This is a genomic window from Halobacillus sp. B23F22_1 (assembly GCF_043497005.1).
In the GTDB taxonomy this organism is placed as follows: Bacteria; Bacillota; Bacilli; order Bacillales; family Halobacillaceae; genus Halobacillus_A.
Genome location: NZ_JBIEKE010000002.1, coordinates 1,252,774 through 1,269,100, shown reverse-complemented (window position 1 = coordinate 1,269,100; position 16,327 = coordinate 1,252,774). Strand labels below are relative to the sequence as shown.

At 42.4% G+C, this 16,327-nt stretch carries 17 protein-coding genes; 9 read left to right on the top strand and 8 right to left on the bottom strand.

The features are described from left to right. Positions 1-5: 5 nt before the first annotated feature. Positions 6-521, top strand: a complete 516-nt coding sequence (locus ACGTNH_RS14280) for a competence protein ComK (RefSeq protein ID WP_394587712.1) — start codon at positions 6-8, stop codon at positions 519-521. Here the strand turns inward: ACGTNH_RS14280 and ACGTNH_RS14275 are convergent. Beyond that, positions 454-858, bottom strand: a complete 405-nt coding sequence (locus ACGTNH_RS14275) for a YhjD family protein (RefSeq protein WP_394587548.1) — start codon at positions 856-858, stop codon at positions 454-456. The two genes, ACGTNH_RS14280 and ACGTNH_RS14275, sit on opposite strands and share 68 nt — an antisense overlap. Before the next feature lie 189 nt (positions 859-1,047). On the opposite strand from ACGTNH_RS14275, the gene ACGTNH_RS14270 reads away from it, so the two are divergent. From ACGTNH_RS14270 to ACGTNH_RS14250, 5 genes are all read left to right on the top strand, one after another. Further along, on the top strand, positions 1,048-1,695 hold the full coding sequence (locus ACGTNH_RS14270; RefSeq protein ID WP_394587547.1) for a TVP38/TMEM64 family protein: 648 nt from the start codon (positions 1,048-1,050) through the stop codon (positions 1,693-1,695). Between the two features lie 54 nt (positions 1,696-1,749). Next, positions 1,750-2,286 carry a signal peptidase I gene (gene lepB, locus ACGTNH_RS14265; protein WP_394587546.1) on the top strand — a complete coding sequence of 179 codons (537 nt, stop codon included), beginning with the start codon at positions 1,750-1,752 and terminating at the stop codon, positions 2,284-2,286. A gap of 108 nt (positions 2,287-2,394) precedes the next feature. After that, on the top strand, positions 2,395-5,904 hold the full coding sequence (gene addB / locus ACGTNH_RS14260) for a helicase-exonuclease AddAB subunit AddB (protein WP_394587545.1): 3,510 nt from the start codon (positions 2,395-2,397) through the stop codon (positions 5,902-5,904). Then, the gene (addA, locus tag ACGTNH_RS14255) at positions 5,888-9,577 is read left to right on the top strand and encodes a helicase-exonuclease AddAB subunit AddA (RefSeq protein WP_394587544.1); all 3,690 of its coding nucleotides are present in this window, start codon (positions 5,888-5,890) and stop codon (positions 9,575-9,577) included. The genes addB and addA overlap by 17 nt, the downstream gene beginning before the upstream one ends. Before the next feature lies 1 nt (position 9,578). Beyond that, entirely contained in the window at positions 9,579-9,863 is a 285-nt protein-coding gene (locus ACGTNH_RS14250; protein WP_394587543.1) for an HNH endonuclease, read from the top strand. Positions 9,864-10,092: 229 nt separating this feature from the next. On the opposite strand, the gene ACGTNH_RS14245 is transcribed toward ACGTNH_RS14250, so the two are convergent. The 6 genes from ACGTNH_RS14245 to ACGTNH_RS14220 are packed head-to-tail and all read right to left on the bottom strand — an operon-like array spanning position 10,093 to position 11,936. Further along, a complete protein-coding gene (locus tag ACGTNH_RS14245; protein WP_394587542.1) occupies positions 10,093-10,308 on the bottom strand; it encodes a spore germination protein in 216 nt (71 codons plus the stop codon). Between the two features lie 50 nt (positions 10,309-10,358). Next, a complete protein-coding gene (locus ACGTNH_RS14240) occupies positions 10,359-10,730 on the bottom strand; it encodes a spore germination protein GerPE (protein WP_394587541.1) in 372 nt (123 codons plus the stop codon). Beyond that, entirely contained in the window at positions 10,708-10,911 is a 204-nt protein-coding gene (locus ACGTNH_RS14235; RefSeq protein WP_394587540.1) for a spore germination protein GerPD, read from the bottom strand. The genes ACGTNH_RS14240 and ACGTNH_RS14235 overlap by 23 nt, the downstream gene beginning before the upstream one ends. Next, a complete protein-coding gene (gene gerPC, locus ACGTNH_RS14230; RefSeq protein WP_394587539.1) occupies positions 10,908-11,432 on the bottom strand; it encodes a spore germination protein GerPC in 525 nt (174 codons plus the stop codon). The genes ACGTNH_RS14235 and gerPC overlap by 4 nt, the downstream gene beginning before the upstream one ends. Positions 11,433-11,480: 48 nt before the next feature. Then, the gene (locus ACGTNH_RS14225; protein ID WP_394587711.1) at positions 11,481-11,702 is read right to left on the bottom strand and encodes a spore germination protein GerPB; all 222 of its coding nucleotides are present in this window, start codon (positions 11,700-11,702) and stop codon (positions 11,481-11,483) included. An 18-nt stretch (positions 11,703-11,720) separates the two neighbouring features. Then, a complete protein-coding gene (locus ACGTNH_RS14220) occupies positions 11,721-11,936 on the bottom strand; it encodes a spore germination protein (RefSeq protein ID WP_394587538.1) in 216 nt (71 codons plus the stop codon). Positions 11,937-12,023: 87 nt separating this feature from the next. On the opposite strand from ACGTNH_RS14220, the gene ACGTNH_RS14215 reads away from it, so the two are divergent. The 3 genes from ACGTNH_RS14215 to ACGTNH_RS14205 are packed head-to-tail and all read left to right on the top strand — an operon-like array spanning position 12,024 to position 14,917. Beyond that, a complete protein-coding gene (locus tag ACGTNH_RS14215) occupies positions 12,024-13,214 on the top strand; it encodes a DUF418 domain-containing protein (RefSeq protein WP_394587537.1) in 1,191 nt (396 codons plus the stop codon). Positions 13,215-13,229: 15 nt separating this feature from the next. After that, positions 13,230-14,420, top strand: coding sequence for a DUF2157 domain-containing protein (locus tag ACGTNH_RS14210; protein WP_394587535.1), 1,191 nt, complete (start codon positions 13,230-13,232; stop codon positions 14,418-14,420). Next, entirely contained in the window at positions 14,417-14,917 is a 501-nt protein-coding gene (locus ACGTNH_RS14205) for a GDYXXLXY domain-containing protein (protein WP_394587534.1), read from the top strand. Before ACGTNH_RS14210 ends, ACGTNH_RS14205 begins: the two co-directional genes overlap by 4 nt. Before the next feature lie 113 nt (positions 14,918-15,030). Here ACGTNH_RS14205 and ACGTNH_RS14200 read toward each other — a convergent pair whose 3' ends face one another. Continuing rightward, entirely contained in the window at positions 15,031-16,227 is a 1,197-nt protein-coding gene (locus ACGTNH_RS14200) for an ornithine--oxo-acid transaminase (RefSeq protein ID WP_394587533.1), read from the bottom strand. Positions 16,228-16,327: the final 100 nt, after the last annotated feature.

Genomic DNA, 16,327 nt, shown 5'->3' with positions numbered 1-16,327 from the left:
AAAGAATGAACTTGGTTTATAAAAAAGAATATGAAGTGAATCCTCGAACGATGGCTCTTGTAGCAGGCTATGATGAGCAAGGGCAGATCATTACTGAAATTATTGAAAGTGATCAATGTTTTTATTTGAAGGATTGCCCCAGCAAAATTGTTGATCATTCGTGTCGTTACTTTGCCAGCAGTTTAGAAGGACGAATTTCCGGCACAAAGCAAGTAGCCGGTTTCACTCATAAACCCCCGATTGTCATTTCCCAGACGATGAGCATGTATTTCTTTCCTATTATCTCCCCTAAACGAAAAGAATGTTCCTGGATCGCCCATAAGTATATTCGCACTTATCAAGGTGAAAAAGATCATTCCACTACCATTACATTTACAAATGGTGCCTCCATCAATGTTCCCGTGTCCGTAGGGATGATCTCTAACCAAGTTCAGCGTACTGCCCAGTTTCGATTCAGCCTGGAAGATCGTTTGAAGCATTCGGCTCCAAAGAACGACGTCGTCGCAGAGAATTATGCATAAGCTCAAACAAGATGGTTTCGACTTTTTTTCTTATAGCCGGGTTGAAGTAATTTCGCTTCTCTTCGTACCCATGAGCTAAGAATAAGAACGAAGTAAATGAATCATTACGTCCCGACTCAATGACCTGAAGTTTCTGAGCTTCCATTTTTGATCTCAACGCTTTCCTTTCTTCGCGGGCTTCGAGTTCCATCTTCCCGAGCAGCTCCATATAGGGCTCCTTAATTTTAAAATCTCCTTGCTGAATATGCTTCCGATCTTGACGAATTACCGTAATGGCCATAGATAAGAAGAGATAGCGTGAAGCTGTTTCTAATTCTTTCTGTTTTAAGTGACGCATATTTTCTCCTCCTATAAATACGAACATTTGTTCTATATTATACCACGTTGATCTCTCGTGTATACAACCAATTTTTGTCGATTAAAAAGATCTTAGAGTGGGGAAACTGTATTATATTAGGCACAGAGTGCTGGTTTAGATTAAAATAGAAGTATGGATTTAAGCTTGTCATCGATAAGGGGAGCCGTTATGGAGCTGTTAATGATTGATATAGATGAGATACAATATATGGCAGAAAATGATCGGCTATTTGATTATGCCATTGATCAACTTGAACAACTTGAACGATTTGGACCATTGCCGGGCATTCTTCTGCCTCTTATTGAGGCCTTCTTGCCCATATTACCGCTCGTAGCTTTTGTACTTGCTAATTCTGTGGTTTATGGTTTATTTAAAGGATTTCTTTATTCTTGGATTGGAGCCGTAACAGGTGCCATCTTTGTATTTCTTCTATCGCGAAAGCTTGGGCAGCAGCGTTTTTTTAATTTCGTCAGTCGACATAAACAGGTGAAACGTGTGATGAATTGGGTAGAAGAACATGGATTCGGCCCTTTGTTTTTACTGATGTGTTTTCCGTTTTCGCCTTCCTCTATCATTAATGTGGTTTCTGGATTATCAAATGTGAGCCGGCAGCAGTTTATTTTAGCGGCTGTTCTAGGGAAGTCGGTTATGATCTTTACAATTGCGTACGTGGGGAGCAGCATGGCGTCTTTTGCCCAGAATCCAGTAAAGTCTGTAGTAGTCGGCGTATGCATTCTAGCATTTTGGCTCCTCGGGAAATTAATAGAAAAAAGAATTCAACATACGTCAGAGAGACGAGCTCAGCGTCACGGTTAAAATGGTGGTAAAACGGGTATGGTGTAATTAGTAACCAACCTGGAGGATGCCACCATGAAAAAGTACACGACCATTTTTAAGGCCGTCTTAATTGCGGTACTCATTGCTTTTGTATTTAAAACTTATTTGTTTGCCAGTTATATAGTCGATGGTGAATCAATGGAACCCACCTTATACGACGGAAATTTACTGATGGTAAATAAAATTGCGTACGACATACGTGACATTGACCGAACGGATGTGATTGTTTTTCATGCGAACCCTGAAGAGGACTACGTGAAACGCGTCATCGGCTTGCCCGGAGATGAGATTTCCTTTGAGAATGACGTTCTTTATATCAATGGAGAACCTGTAGCGGAAGCTTATTTAGATCAGTTACGGCCTAATGATGGGGAAGTATTCACCGAGGACTTTACTTTGGAAGAAGTTACAGGAGAGAAAGTAGTCCCTGAAGGTGAGTTGTTTGTTATGGGGGACAATCGGCGTGACAGTTTAGACAGTCGTTCCTTTGGATTCGTTTCCAGTGAACAGATTGTAGGAAAAGTAGATATGCGCTATTGGCCATTTTCTCAAGTGGCTGTTCAATTTTAAGCCGTCCTTTTAGGGCGGTTTTTTAATGAGGAGAGTGACTTGCTTCATTGGAAATTAGGAAAATGATAGGATAGTAGATAAGAAGAAGAAATGAGGAGAGGTGAGCCCATGGGCATTCAGTTTACATTAGGGCGTTCAGGTACAGGAAAAGGAACGCATTGTTTACAAGAAATTCGTTCACGACTGGCAGAAGAGCCTAATGGAGCCCCCATAATGTATATCGTTCCTGATCAAATGACTTTTCAGCAGGAATATGCGCTGCTGACAGGAGGAGATATTGAAGGATCTATACGAGCCCAAGTTTTTAGTTTCTCACGTCTGGCCTGGCGTGTTTTACAGGAAACTGGTGGAGGCACGAAGAAATTTATCAGCTCTACCGGCGTTCAGATGATGCTTCGTAAGATTATTGAGGAACGAACTTCGGATTGGAAAGTTTTTCAGAAGGCGATTGAAAAACAGGGATTTGTCGAACAGTTAGAGAATATGATTACAGAATTTAAACGGTACCAGGTAACACCAGTGATGCTGCACGAGCAAATGCATCAAATGGACCAATTTATGCATCGTACGAGTCATGAAGAAGGTCTGAGAGACAAGCTGGATGATTTAACATATATTTATGATCGCTTAATCGATGCTTTAAAGGAGCAGTACATAGATAGTGAAGATCAGCTGCAGCTTTTATCTGAAAAAATTCCGGAGGCTGATTTTTTAGAAGAAGCCGAGGTATATTTGGAGGGTTTCCATAGCTTTACGCCGCAGGAATATGCGGTTATCGAAGCTTTGTTAAAAAAGTGCCGCACGGTTAAAGTGACCTTAACGATGGACTCCCCGCAGGAAGGTGACGAGCTTGACCTTTTTCATGAAACAAAAGATACGTACTTTAAATTCAAAGAAATGGCTGAAGAACTCGGAATCGCTGTCGAGCACGTAGAAGTGCTTGATATGCAGCAGGGACGCTTTAAAGACAGACCGGCTTTGCAGCATTTAGAAAAATACTTTGACCATCGGCCTGCGCCAGTTTTTGAAAAGAAGGCTCCGATCAAAGTCGCAGAAGCCGTCCATCCTAGAGCTGAAGTCGAAGGCGCAGCTCAGGAGATTTTACGTCTTGTTCGAGAGGAAGGTTACCGCTACAAAGACATTGCTGTTTTAATTCGTGAGCCTAATGTATATCATAGTCTCATTGATACGTTGTTTGGGGATTACGAAATTCCGGTTTTCATCGATGAAAAGCGAACGATGCTTAACCATCCGATGATTGAACTGATCCGTTCGGGTCTCGATGTAATTGAAGGAAACTTCAGATATGATGCTGTGTTTCGATTGTTGAAAACGGGTTTTATCCCGTCAACAAGTCAGCAGTATCCCCTGAATGAAGAAGCAATTGATGAATTAGAAAACTATGTTCTTGAATATGGAATTCGAAAAAGAGATCGGTGGTTTAGTGAGGAACCGTGGATCTTTCAGCGTTTTAGAGGGTTTGAGCAAGCAGCTCAAACGGACGAGGAAAAAGAAAAACAAACCCGTATCAATGCGTACCGCAGCCAAATTACTCATGTGCTACAGCCCTTTGATGAACAGTTGCGCAAAGCAGATACAATTGCGGAACGTGCCAAAGCTATTTACCATTGGCTGGAAACATTACGTGTACCTCAGCAATTGGAAATGTGGCGAAACCGCTATGATGAAAGAGGTGAAATTGAAAGAGGCCGGGAACAGGAGCAAGCGTGGGATGAAGTATTGCAGCTACTTGATGAGGCAGTTGAAATTGCCGGTGATGAAAAAGTTTCTTTGCAAGTGTTCAGAAGCACGATCGAAAGCGGCCTTGAATCTTTGACGTTTTCTCATGTGCCGCCAAGCATGGATCACGTGATTGTAGGGGATGTTGACCGTTCCCGTATAACGGGTATCAAAGCTTCGTTTTTACTTGGTGTAACCGATGGAATATGGCCGATGAAACCATCCAGTGACGGCATGATGACGGAGAGAGAAAGGGAGATTCTATCTGGAAGCGGTCTGCAGCTTGCCGATGGGGCCAACCGTCAGCTGCTCGATGATCGTTTTTACATGTACTTAGCTTTAACGATGGCTAAGGATTATGTATGGGTGAGCTATCCTTTAAGCAATGAAGAAGGTAAATCGAAAGTTCCTTCTCAAATTATTCAGCGTCTGGAAGAGCTGTTTCCTTCTGTCAGCAGTCACTTGACGCTGCAGGATGCAGATGATCTTAAAGATGCCTCACGTTTTATTACTACACCAATGAAAACGAGGTCAGCTTTAACATCGCAGTTAGCCCGGCATTTAAGAGGGTATCCCATGGAAAACGTCTGGTGGAATGTCCTCAATTGGTATATAAAAAAAGAAGAAAAAAACGATCTGACGAATCGAGTCTTGCAAAGCTTATTTTACCAAAATAAGCCCGTCCATCTTTCTCAGCCTACGAAAGAAAGGTTATTTAACGGGCCGGTAAAAACCAGTGTGTCGAGGCTTGAAACCTATCACCGCTGTTCTTATCAATATTTCGCCGGGCATAATTTGAACTTGCAAGAAAGAAAAACGTATAAATTGGATGCCCCTGATATTGGCCAGTTGTTTCATGAAGCCTTAAAGCAGATAACGGAGTGGGTACAGCAGGAAGGGCGTAACTTTGCTCAATTAGATCAACAAGAGACGACTAAATATGCAGAGAAAGCGACTAATTTACTGGCTCCTATTCTGCAAAATCAAATACTCCATAGCTCGAACCGCCATCATTATATTAAATATAAACTACAAGGCGTTATTGCGAGAGCTGCGTATATTTTGAGTGAGCAGGCGAGAAAAAGTCACTTCTCTCCAGTGGGGTTGGAGCTGGGATTTGGGTTGGAACAAAATTCGAAGCTTCCTCCGTTAACACTTGGTCTGCCAAATGGACACGAATTGATGCTGCGGGGCCGCATTGACCGGGTGGATCGGGCTTTAAACGAAGAAGAGTTGTATTTACGTATTATTGATTATAAATCCAGCGCCAAAGGGCTGGATTTAATCGACGTTTATTATGGGCTGTCTTTACAAATGCTTGCTTATTTAGATGTTGTGCTATCTAATGCCGAGCATTGGCTTGGCTCAAAAGCGCTTCCTGCCGGCGTGCTATATTTTCATGTTCATAATCCAATGATCTCAGGAAAACAGTGGCTTGAGGATGACGAAATTGAGCAGGAAATATTTAAGAAATTTAAAATGTCGGGCTTGCTGCTGGAAGACGAACAGCTCGTCTCAATGATGGATACAAGTCTGGAAAAAGGACGCAGCCAAATCGTTCCCGCTGGACTAAAGGCAGGGGGAGGATTTTATAAAGGATCAAAAACACTGGAAAATGAAAAGTTTGACCAGCTGAGAAAATATATTCGTGAACTTATGCAAGATGCAGGGCAGCGCGTTACGAATGGAGAAGTAGCATTGAATCCATTTCTTAAAGATGATCAGGCAGCTTGTGATTATTGCCCGTTCCGCTCTGTCTGCCAATTCGATCCGGCGTTAGAGGATCATCAATTCCGCAAACTTAAGCACTTGAAAGAAGAGGAAGTTATTCAGCAAATGACGGAACGAAAGGAGAATGACCGTGGTCAGCTGGACTAAAGAACAAGAACGCGCGATTTACAGCCATGGGAAAAATATTCTCGTTTCAGCGGCTGCGGGCTCTGGTAAAACAGCTGTCCTCGTTGAACGTATTATTCAAAAGCTTTTAAATAAAGAAGCACCTGTTAACATTGATTCCCTGCTTGTCGTAACGTTTACGAATGCAGCCGCACAAGAAATGAGAAATAGAGTCGGGTTAGCTTTGAGTAAATCTTTAGAAAGCAATCCTGAATCACGACACTTGAAAAAACAGTTATTTTTATTACAAAACGCATCCATTTCTACTCTCCACTCATTTTGTATGGAGGTAGTGCGTAAATATGCCTATCTTCTTGACTTAGATCCCGGTTTTAGAATTGCAGATGACGTGGAGGCCGATTTAATCCGCCAGGAAGTACTGGAAGATTTATTTGAAGACTGGTACGGAAAAGAAGGGGAAGAACAGCAGCTGTTCTTCGACGTTGTCGATCGCTTTTCCAGTGACCGAAATGACCTAGACGTAGAGAAACTCGTTCTCGATCTTCATACCTTTTCTATGCAAAACCCGTGGCCTGAACAGTGGCTGGAAGATATGGTCGCTATGTATCAGAAAGATGAAGGGCAAAGTGAAGAAGATCTACCATGGCTTCAGCTGCTCAAACGAGATGTGAAAAGCCAGCTTGATTCGATGGAAGCTGAGATTCAGCAGCTCGTTGATCTTACGAGAGAAGCCGACGGTCCTTCAAGCTATGGAGAGACGGCAGCTCTTGACCTTGAAATGGTTCACCAGGCAAGAGGGGCGCTTGAGATCTCCTGGGAAGAGCTGCAAACGTACATGAGTACAAGCAAGTTTGCTGCCTTGTCAAGAAAGAAAATGGAATGTGACGAAAAGAAAAAAGAACGTGCAAAAAAAATCAGGGACCGTTATAAAAAGCGTTGGATGAGCATGAAAGAAGAATGGTTCCATCGTAAGCTTGCGAGCTATTTAAACGATATGAAATCTCTGCATCCTGTTATAAAGCAGCTTGCTGTAGTCGTCAAGGATTTCCATGAGCGTTATCAACAGTTGAAAAAAGAGAAAGCGCTCGTTGACTTTTCGGATTTAGAGCATTATTGCCTGCAGATCCTTTTAGACGAAACATCTACGAAAGAAAATCTGGTTCCTTCTTCTGTAGCGAGAAGTTTTCATGATCAATTTTCAGAAGTGCTGATCGATGAATATCAGGATACAAACCTGGTCCAAGAGACATTACTTCGCCTGCTGACTGATGATCCAGAAGCTGGCCATTTATTTATGGTTGGTGACGTAAAACAGAGTATTTACCGCTTCCGTCATGCGGAACCATCTTTGTTTTTAACCAAGTATCAGCTATACGGCCAGGCGGACCATAATGGAGAACGGATTGATTTAGCACGTAATTTTCGAAGCCGCAAACAAGTGTTAGATGCGGCTAATTATGTCTTCCGTCAAGTACTGGATGAAGAAGTAGGAGAAATGAATTATGATCCAGAAGCTGAGCTCATTTACAGCAATAGTGTCTACGATGAAAATCCATCGGACTATGCAAAAGCTGAACTGTTGATTATCGACCGTGAAGTGAAAGAAGAGCCGTCTCAGGAAGAAAGCTTTGAAGATTTAGAGAAAGCACAGTTAGAAGCAAGAGCGTATGGAGAGAAAATTCGTACGTGGCTGGGGTATGGCGATGAAGAGCCGCTGCAGGTAGTGGATAAAGAAACCGGCGTAAAGCGTGCAGTCCAGTATCGCGATATTGTCATTTTAATGCGTTCGATGACGTGGGCATCAACCATTGTTGATGAGTTAAAGCAACAGGGAATTCCAGTTTATGCTGAGCTTTCCACAGGATATTTTGAAGCGATAGAAGTAAAAGTCATGCTTAACCTGCTCAAAATAATTGATAATCCGATGCAGGATATTCCGTTAGCTTCTGTACTCAAATCGCCTATTGTCGGCTTAAATGAAGATGAATTGATGAACCTTCGGCTGGAGGAGAAAAGAGTAAGCTATTTTGAGTCGATAAAATTGGCGGCAGGACGTTCAGAAACAGGGAAAAAAATTACTGATTTTCTTAAGCAATTGGATGAGTTTCGTGAGCGTGCCCGCCAAGGAGCTCTATCTGATTTAATTTGGCAGATATACCGTGAAACGGGGTACTACGATTTTGTTGGAGGAATGCCTGGAGGTCGTCAGCGTCAAGCCAATTTGCGCGCATTATACGATCGCGCACGGTCCTATGAATCTACTTCTTTTCGGGGATTGTTTCGCTTTCTTCGCTTTATTGAACGGATGGAGGAGCGGGGGGATGATCTGGGAGCTGCGCGAGCGCTTGGGGAACAAGAGGACGTCGTCCGGATTATGACCATCCATAAAAGTAAGGGACTGGAGTTCCCTGTGGTACTGCTTGGGGCTATGGACAAGCAATTTAATATGATGGATTTAAAAGAGCGCTATTTGCTTCATAAAGACTATGGTTTTGGGTCAAGGTACATTGATCCGAATAAGCGCCTCATGTTTCCGACTCTTGCTTATCATGCCATTAAACGTGTGAAGCTCAGGGAGTTATTAGCAGAAGAAATGCGCGTACTTTATGTAGCTTTAACAAGAGCGAAAGAAAAACTAGTTATGGTTGGAAATGTGGCCTCTTTTGAAAAGAAACAGGAAAAGTGGCTGACCTATTTAGACCATCCTGACTGGGTCCTGCCTCCGCACGACCGCCTGGAAGCTAAATCTTATTTAGATTGGGTCGGCCCTTCCCTCATTCGACATCAAGATAGTAAAGACCTCCGCACAGAAGAAGTTGAAGTAAAAACAGCGGAGGATATTGAAAAAGATGCCTCTGAATGGGACATACACTTGGTTCATGGGAGTGAGTATGCGGTAATTGAGGAGAGGGAACAGCAGCGTGACGAAAAGCTGCAGGAACACATCGAACAGTGGAAGCCTGTAGAGGTTGAAGCAGATGAGAGAGTAGCTCGTCTTGATTTTCTGTACCCTTATGAAAAAGCTGCTCATTCACGAGCTAAACAAACCGTGACTGAAATTAAACGACAGCGAGAAGTACTTGATGAATACTCAAGCGATCAGCTCCTGGTACCTAATCGCGCGCCTCTTGTAAAGCGCCCGCGTTTTATGCAGGAGAAACAAGGTTTATCAGCCGGTGAGATAGGTACGGCGATGCATACGGTCATGCAGCATCTCCCGCTTTTTCAGCCTAAAACACCTGAAGAAGTGGAAGAGTTTGTCGAGCACCTTGTGCACAGGGAAGTTCTTCGCCGCGAAGAAGCTGATGAAATTGACCATCAAGCCATCGCAAACTTTTTTGAAACGCCAATGGGTAAATTGCTGCAAAATGCTGAATATATTGAGCGTGAAGTTCCTTTCAGTTTAACGCTGCCGGCAGATGAAGTGTATCAGGATTGGCAAGAAGCAGCGGAAGAGAAAGTGTTCATCCAGGGGGTCATCGATGCGGTTATTCCTTATGGCGAAGGATTGCTCATTCTGGATTATAAAACGGATGCGATTCCTGAAGGAGAGCAGGTACAGGAGCAATTAAAGGAACGTTACCGCACGCAGATTCAATTATATAAAACGGCTTTAGAAAAGATTTGGAGGAAGCCGGTCGAGAAAAGCTATCTTTATTTCTTTAATGGATCTCTTACGGTGGAGGTGGAATAGTGTGTGCGATCAATGCGAATTGTGTCAGCGCAGCCCCGTAAAGACTACAGAGCACCATTTGATTCCAAAACAGCATGGAGGAGCAGCCGGGCCGGCAGCTAAGCTGTGCAGCGCCTGTCATCGTCAAATCCACGCCCTGTTTACAAATGAAGAGCTGGCCGGTTTCTATCACACGCTGGCACGGTTAGCGGATCACCCAACTATGAGAAAGTATGTACGCTGGGTGAAAAAGCAGGATCCAGAGAAAAAAATAACCACAAGAACGTCAAACCGAAAGAAAAGATAAAAGGGCAAAAAAAGCCTTTCACCCGCTGTAAAGGGATGAAAGATTTTTTTGCACTTTTATGGTGTGAGTGCTGACGGTACTGCTCTTTTGCGGTAAGAGAGCTGATCGGTACCAGGTATCGAGAGACAAAAAAGTGGTAAGAGACAGAAAAAAGAGAGTCTCGGTACCTGTACCGCCGTGATGCTCATTTACGCTCAGAGTGCTAATGGTACCGCAGTGACGCTCTCCTCTAGGCGCCGCCTACATTTTGATCGTTGACATCAGGATCAACTGGCTGGACGTTACTAAAACCGTTGTATGTTGCAATGAAATCACCGGTATTGGATGAACCTGACCCGGTGGTCGTTTTTGAGGAGCTCTTAGGAGAAATATAGAACGAATCTCCGAAGTTAACGACTCCTCCACTTATACTATTGATACGGAAAGGACCAATAATGGATGGCATAACGAAGTCCTCCTTATCTGCTTACTATTATAGCTTATGTGAAATTATCTTCACTGTTCACTTTCCAGGATACGAATATGTTTTAGTCTAGATTCACCGTCTACATAATCGATGCCGCCAATTTGTACAAGTCCAGCCGTAGATGCACTTTTTATATGGACATTTTGGACGCGAATAGATGAATGGTGATGGATAATTGTAGTGTCAATATTTATGGGAGGTTTCGGTGGTGAAAGTTGGGCGTTAAAAATCGGTAAATCTTCAAAATCAATGAATTCTTGAAAAGTACGAGTTTCTTCTTGGACAGCTAGCACTTTTGCCCGGGGATGGTAGTGTACCAAGTCACCAATGAGCAAGCCGGAACCAATGGTAATTGTAGTCATGTCCGCTTGGTGGACATCAGCTGTTCGCTTGTTCGTCATTTTCTATTTCCTCTGGTTCTTTTTTATAAGGGCCTATAATTAAGGATTCTGGAGGTGTGTCAAAATAAGAACGCAATCGAATTGTACGGTTATCCCCTATTAAAAAGACGGAAGACGTCGTTACACTTGTTACATGTACGTTCCCAACATCTAATCCGTAGTTATGAACGGTGAAATTCATTGTGATCCCCCATTTTCATATTGGTCTAAATATTGACCGACAGAACGTTTAATTTCTTCTGTCAGCCGCTGGGCAATTTGCTCATTGGATAGGTTTGGTTCGCGCTTTTTATGTTCCTTAAATCGTTCAGGCAATTGGTTATTTATATCTTTAATCATGTGGTCCCGGTGATCACCGGGAAGAGAAAGGTCATGATTTCTTACATAGTCATCAATCGCATGGGGAACTGAGTGTCCCATCAGCTCATCTAAATAAGGTTCAGCAGTTTGTCCGGTATACAAGTCTTCAATATTCGTTTCTGGAGAACCGTTTGGCGTCAGGCCAATTTGTAATGTGCCCTCAAGTGTTTCAATTTTTAGTTGATCAAAATGGTATTCAATCTTTTCGATCACTGTTTTCGTCTGGTCTCTCGATTGTAAATGCTCAAGCTTTTGGGTGAGTTCTTCTATAAGCCGCTGTTGTTCAAGCATTTGTTCCATGACTTGCTGCATCCACTGATCCCAAGAATAATAGTTATTCATTAGCGTTCACCCCTTTTTTAGCTTATGCTGATTGACACGGCAATTTGCCTATGAAGTCGTAAGTGGAACGAGAGGACCGGAATCTGCCTCAGGAATGTATACTTCTCCATCTTTAGGTTCGGGTTCCTTTGCGGGTTCAGTGAACGATCCTGAATTATACAAGTCAGCCTGTGCTTGAATAACGCCTGAGCTGCCTATTTGAATAATGGAAGAATTAGCAACTGTTCCAATCTTAATGTAGCGGATGGAAATGGTTTGATAAATGGTCATATTCACAGTGAATCCTCCTTATTCGTTAAAAGATTGATCGATGACTTCTTTATCATTAATATACGTTTCTGCTTTATCTAAATGGATGCGAATCCCATTTCCTGTGTTAAATGAACCTCCTCCGGCAAAAGTTTTCGAAGAAGCGTGGGGTGTCATACTGAACACATCTCCAATATTAAATACACCGGCGGAAGAGACGGTAATAATTTTAACGAAGCCAACTTTTGCAGGCATGAATATTCTCCTTTCTACATCTATATGAACCAACATTGTGTAAATATCGTAATAAAAGTAAAATGAAAGTAATAAGGGGGAGTCTTAGTGAAACAGCAGGGGGGACCTTTACAAGATAAAGATCGGCTGAACTGGATTGATGCGGCTCGCGGATTGGCAATTTTAGGTATTTTTATGGTGAATGTTCCTGCCTTTAACGCACCTTATTTCTTGTACGGCGGCGAGGAACAATTCTTCCCTTCAGAAACGAGTCAAGTCGTTCAAACGATCATTGATATCTTCTTTCAAGCTAGCTTTTATACACTATTTTCACTTATGTTTGGCTTTGGTCTTTATATGATGAAGGAACGATTAGAACAAAAACAAATATCCTACCGCCCCATCATCTTACGCAGACTATTGGTTTTACTAGGTTTTGGGGCTGGTCACGCCTTTCTCATCTGGCATGGCGATATTTTATTGTCTTACGGGTTATTTGGATTTGCAATGTTTGCCTTTTTTAACGCTTCGCCAAGGGCGCTGATCATTACGGCCGCCACTATGCTTGGTGTTCTTACTTTCCCAATAACTTTAGGGCTCTATGCGGTGCGAAGTAAGCTCGGTGCTTTTAACTCATATGCGGAAGTGGAAGCAGCAAAGCAAAATTATGGAGATGGATCGCTGCTCAATATTTGGCAGCAAAATTTTTCCGATTGGACGTACAGTAACAATCTAGGTACTTTTCCTCTGCTTGCTTTATCTCTAATCCCTATGTTTTTATTAGGTGCATATCTTGCTAAAAAGAAATGGCTGCATCGCCCGGAGGATAATTCATCCACGATTAAGAAATGGTGGGCGGTGACCGGGATATTATTTATTTTATTTAAAGCCGGCCCATATGTGATAGGGAATCCCGAATGGTTTCAATTGATGCAGGATAATATCGGAGGATCTTCTTCCGCCGTTTTTTATTTATTAACAGTCACGCTGGCTTTTCGCTCATCTGGAGGTAAAAAGCTGCTCCAGCCTTTAACGTGGGTTGGACGTATGTCACTAACAAACTACATTTTTCAGTCGGTGATTTGTTTTATATTATTTTATTCTGTTGGTTTTGGGTGGTATGGGGAAGTTACTCCGCTTGCAAGTGCAGCAATCGTTTTCATTATTTTTAGCTTTCAAGTGGTATTGAGCAAGCTATGGATTAATAAATACAAATATGGACCGCTGGAATGGTTATGGAGAACACTTACGTATGGTAAGAAACAGCCTCTTAAACGTTCTGACAGCCAGGCCTCTTAGGAAAGGGATGATCGTGTGAACCGCGGACAACTTGAGAAGGAATCGGAACGCTGGGTAAAAGATGGGGTAATCACTTCCGGGCAAAGGGAACAAATTCTCAATCATTATGAAAAAAAGACAGGGCATCCGGTTTTACTTACCTTTGCGGCATTATTTATCGGTTTAGGATTTCTGACGTTTATTGCATCAAATTGGTCTGCCTTATCAGATCTTGTAAAAATGGCGATTATCCTCTTTTTCCTGCTTGTTTTTTATGGAACGGGAGCGGTATTATATCAACGACGTTCAAAGCCAGTAGGACTCAGCTTCATTATCATTTCCTTATGTGTGTTTGGAGCCGGCATCTTTTTAACCGGACAAATGTATCACTTTTCCTCATTTAGTGCTTTTCCTTTCTTAGTATGGTCGCTGGCTTGTTTTGGTTTATTGCTAGTTTTTAAAGAATCTATTTTATTTTTAGCTGCGTTAGTTATTGTTACGGCTGGTCAAATTTATAGCGGAATTACGTATCAGGAGTTCTACATCCCACTCGGAATATTGTTTATTGCCGGCCTTGGCTGGGTTTTGTACAAAAATGGAAACCGTCTTTTAACCGGGTTGTTTGCCCTCAGTTATATCATTCAATCGATGGTGTTTGTTTTTTCATATGGCTGGTCTTATTATTGGCTGATTCTTCTTTTTCTCGCCCTTTATATCGTGAGTCATCTGCCGTATGGGCAGCTCCATTTGAGAACCTTTGGCTCAATCGCTGTATTGTCTATATTTACGGTAAATCTTTTTCAAGTGTTTCTTTTAGGCTATGAAAGTAATGATGTCGAGTATTCAAACTTCTTCTTCCTGGCCTGGTCTATACTCTTTCTGTATGCTGTTATTCAGTCAGCCATGGAGTCAACAAAATTTAATTGGATTGATTTGGTGCTCTTCATTCCTGTATTTCGAATAGGGGCAGGCGATCTTTTGTCGCTGCTGCTTATGTTCGTCTATTCGCTCGGATGGCTGCTTGCTGGCTACCGAAAGGAACGTGCAGATTGGGTGATGAAAGGAACGGTGGCTTTTCTCATTACGACATTCGTTGCTTATTTTCAACTGGCCTGGGCGTTTATGGATCGTTCGATCTTCTTTTTTACCGGAGGCATTTTATTATTTATCCTCAGTTACTTTTTGGAGAAAAAACGCCGCCAAGTTAAGGGAGGGGAGCCATCATGAAGTGGACACTATTTTATGTCGTCGTCAGCTTACAAGCTCTCTTTCTTATCGGAATGTCAGCTTCTTATTATGCAATGGACCGGTGGGGCGAAACCATTTATTTGGAAACAGAACCAATTGACCCACGGGATCCGTTTTATGGAGATTATGTGACGCTTCGTTATGATATTGAAAGCTTTTCTGAAAAGCTTTGGCAGGGCAGTGATGATCCAGAACGAGGTGATGTGGTGTTCGTAACTATCGAAGAGGGGGATGATGGTAAGTACGAGGTTGTTCAAGCTGGTCCGGATTCTTCTGCTGCAGAAGAAGGGCAAGTGGAACTAAAGGCAAAGTATGAGTGGAGCGATATGTCCCAGAATAACTTGCACGTCAACATTGGCTTAGATCGTTATTTTATTGAAGAAGACACAGGAGATTCGTTTGAACAAGTGGAAAGCCGAGTAGTGGAGATTGTCGTTGCTCCGTGGGGGCAGAAAAAAATTACTTCCATTGACTAATTTAAGTAAATGTTATTAATAGTGTTTGAAATGAAAGAAATCCTTTCTCAAATGTTATAAAAACCACTCACCCAATCAGAAAAAAGCTTCGGCCGCGGCCGAAGCTTTTATTTTTATTGGCTGAGTACTTCTTTAATTTGTGCAATCGCCCAATCAAGATCAGATTTATCAATCGTTAATGGAGGAGCGAAACGAATGACGTTTTCGTGTGTTTCCTTACATAGCAGTCCTTTTTCTTTTAGATCTTCACAATAAGGTCTTGCTGCTTCCGTGAGCTCAACTCCAATGAATAATCCTTTACCACGAATCTCTTTAATGATCGGATTATCGATTTTACTAAGTTCTTCCTTCATATACGTTCCGAGTTCAAGCGAGCGATCGGCCAGCTTTTCTTCTTCGATGACATCAAGAGCAGCCATGGATACGGCACTAGCCAGCGGGTTTCCACCAAATGTTGAGCCGTGAGAGCCAGGATTGAAGACACCAAGAATATCTTTATTGGCAACAACACAGGAAATAGGAAACACGCCGCCGCCAAGAGCTTTACCAAGTATTAAGACATCAGGAGAAATTTCTTCCCAGTCACAAGCGAACATTTTTCCGCTGCGTCCTAATCCTGCCTGAATTTCATCAGCTATAAATAGAACGTTTTCTTGTTTGCATACTTCATATGCCTCTTTTAGAAAGCCTTCAGGCGGCATGACGATCCCTGCTTCTCCTTGAATCGGCTCAAGCAGAAAGCCAGCTGTATTCTCCGTAATTGCTTCTTTTAATGCATCGATATCACCATAAGGAATCAGCTTAATACCCGGAAGAAGCGGTCCAAAGCCACGCTGATATTCTTCTTCAGATGATAAGGATACTGCTGTCAACGTTCGCCCATGGAAATTACCCTCACAAGCGATAATTTCAGCTTGGCCGTCTGGTACACCTTTATGATCATAAGCCCACCGGCGGGTGGCTTTAATGGCTGTTTCTACAGCTTCCACACCAGTGTTCATCGGCAAAGCCATTTCTTTATTTGTTAACTTACAAACCTTTTCATACCAAGGTCCCAGCTGGTCATTGTGAAAAGCACGAGAAGTAAGAGTTACACGATCGGCTTGATCTCTAAGTGCTTGTATGATTTTAGGGTGACGATGCCCCTGATTGACAGCAGAATATGCGCTAAGCATATCCATATAGCGGTTGCCTTCAGGATCTTCCACCCAAACACCTTCTGCTTTGGAAATAACAATCGGTAAAGGGTGATAGTTTTTTGCACCATATTCTTGAGTCTGATCGATGATTTGTTGACTTTGAACTGCCATGATATCCCTCCAAATTCAATTAAACTTCACGTTCAGTATAACAGGTTTAGTAACAATTTTCTTACTAATAAGAAAATAATCAGTTAAGCTTTTTTCAAGA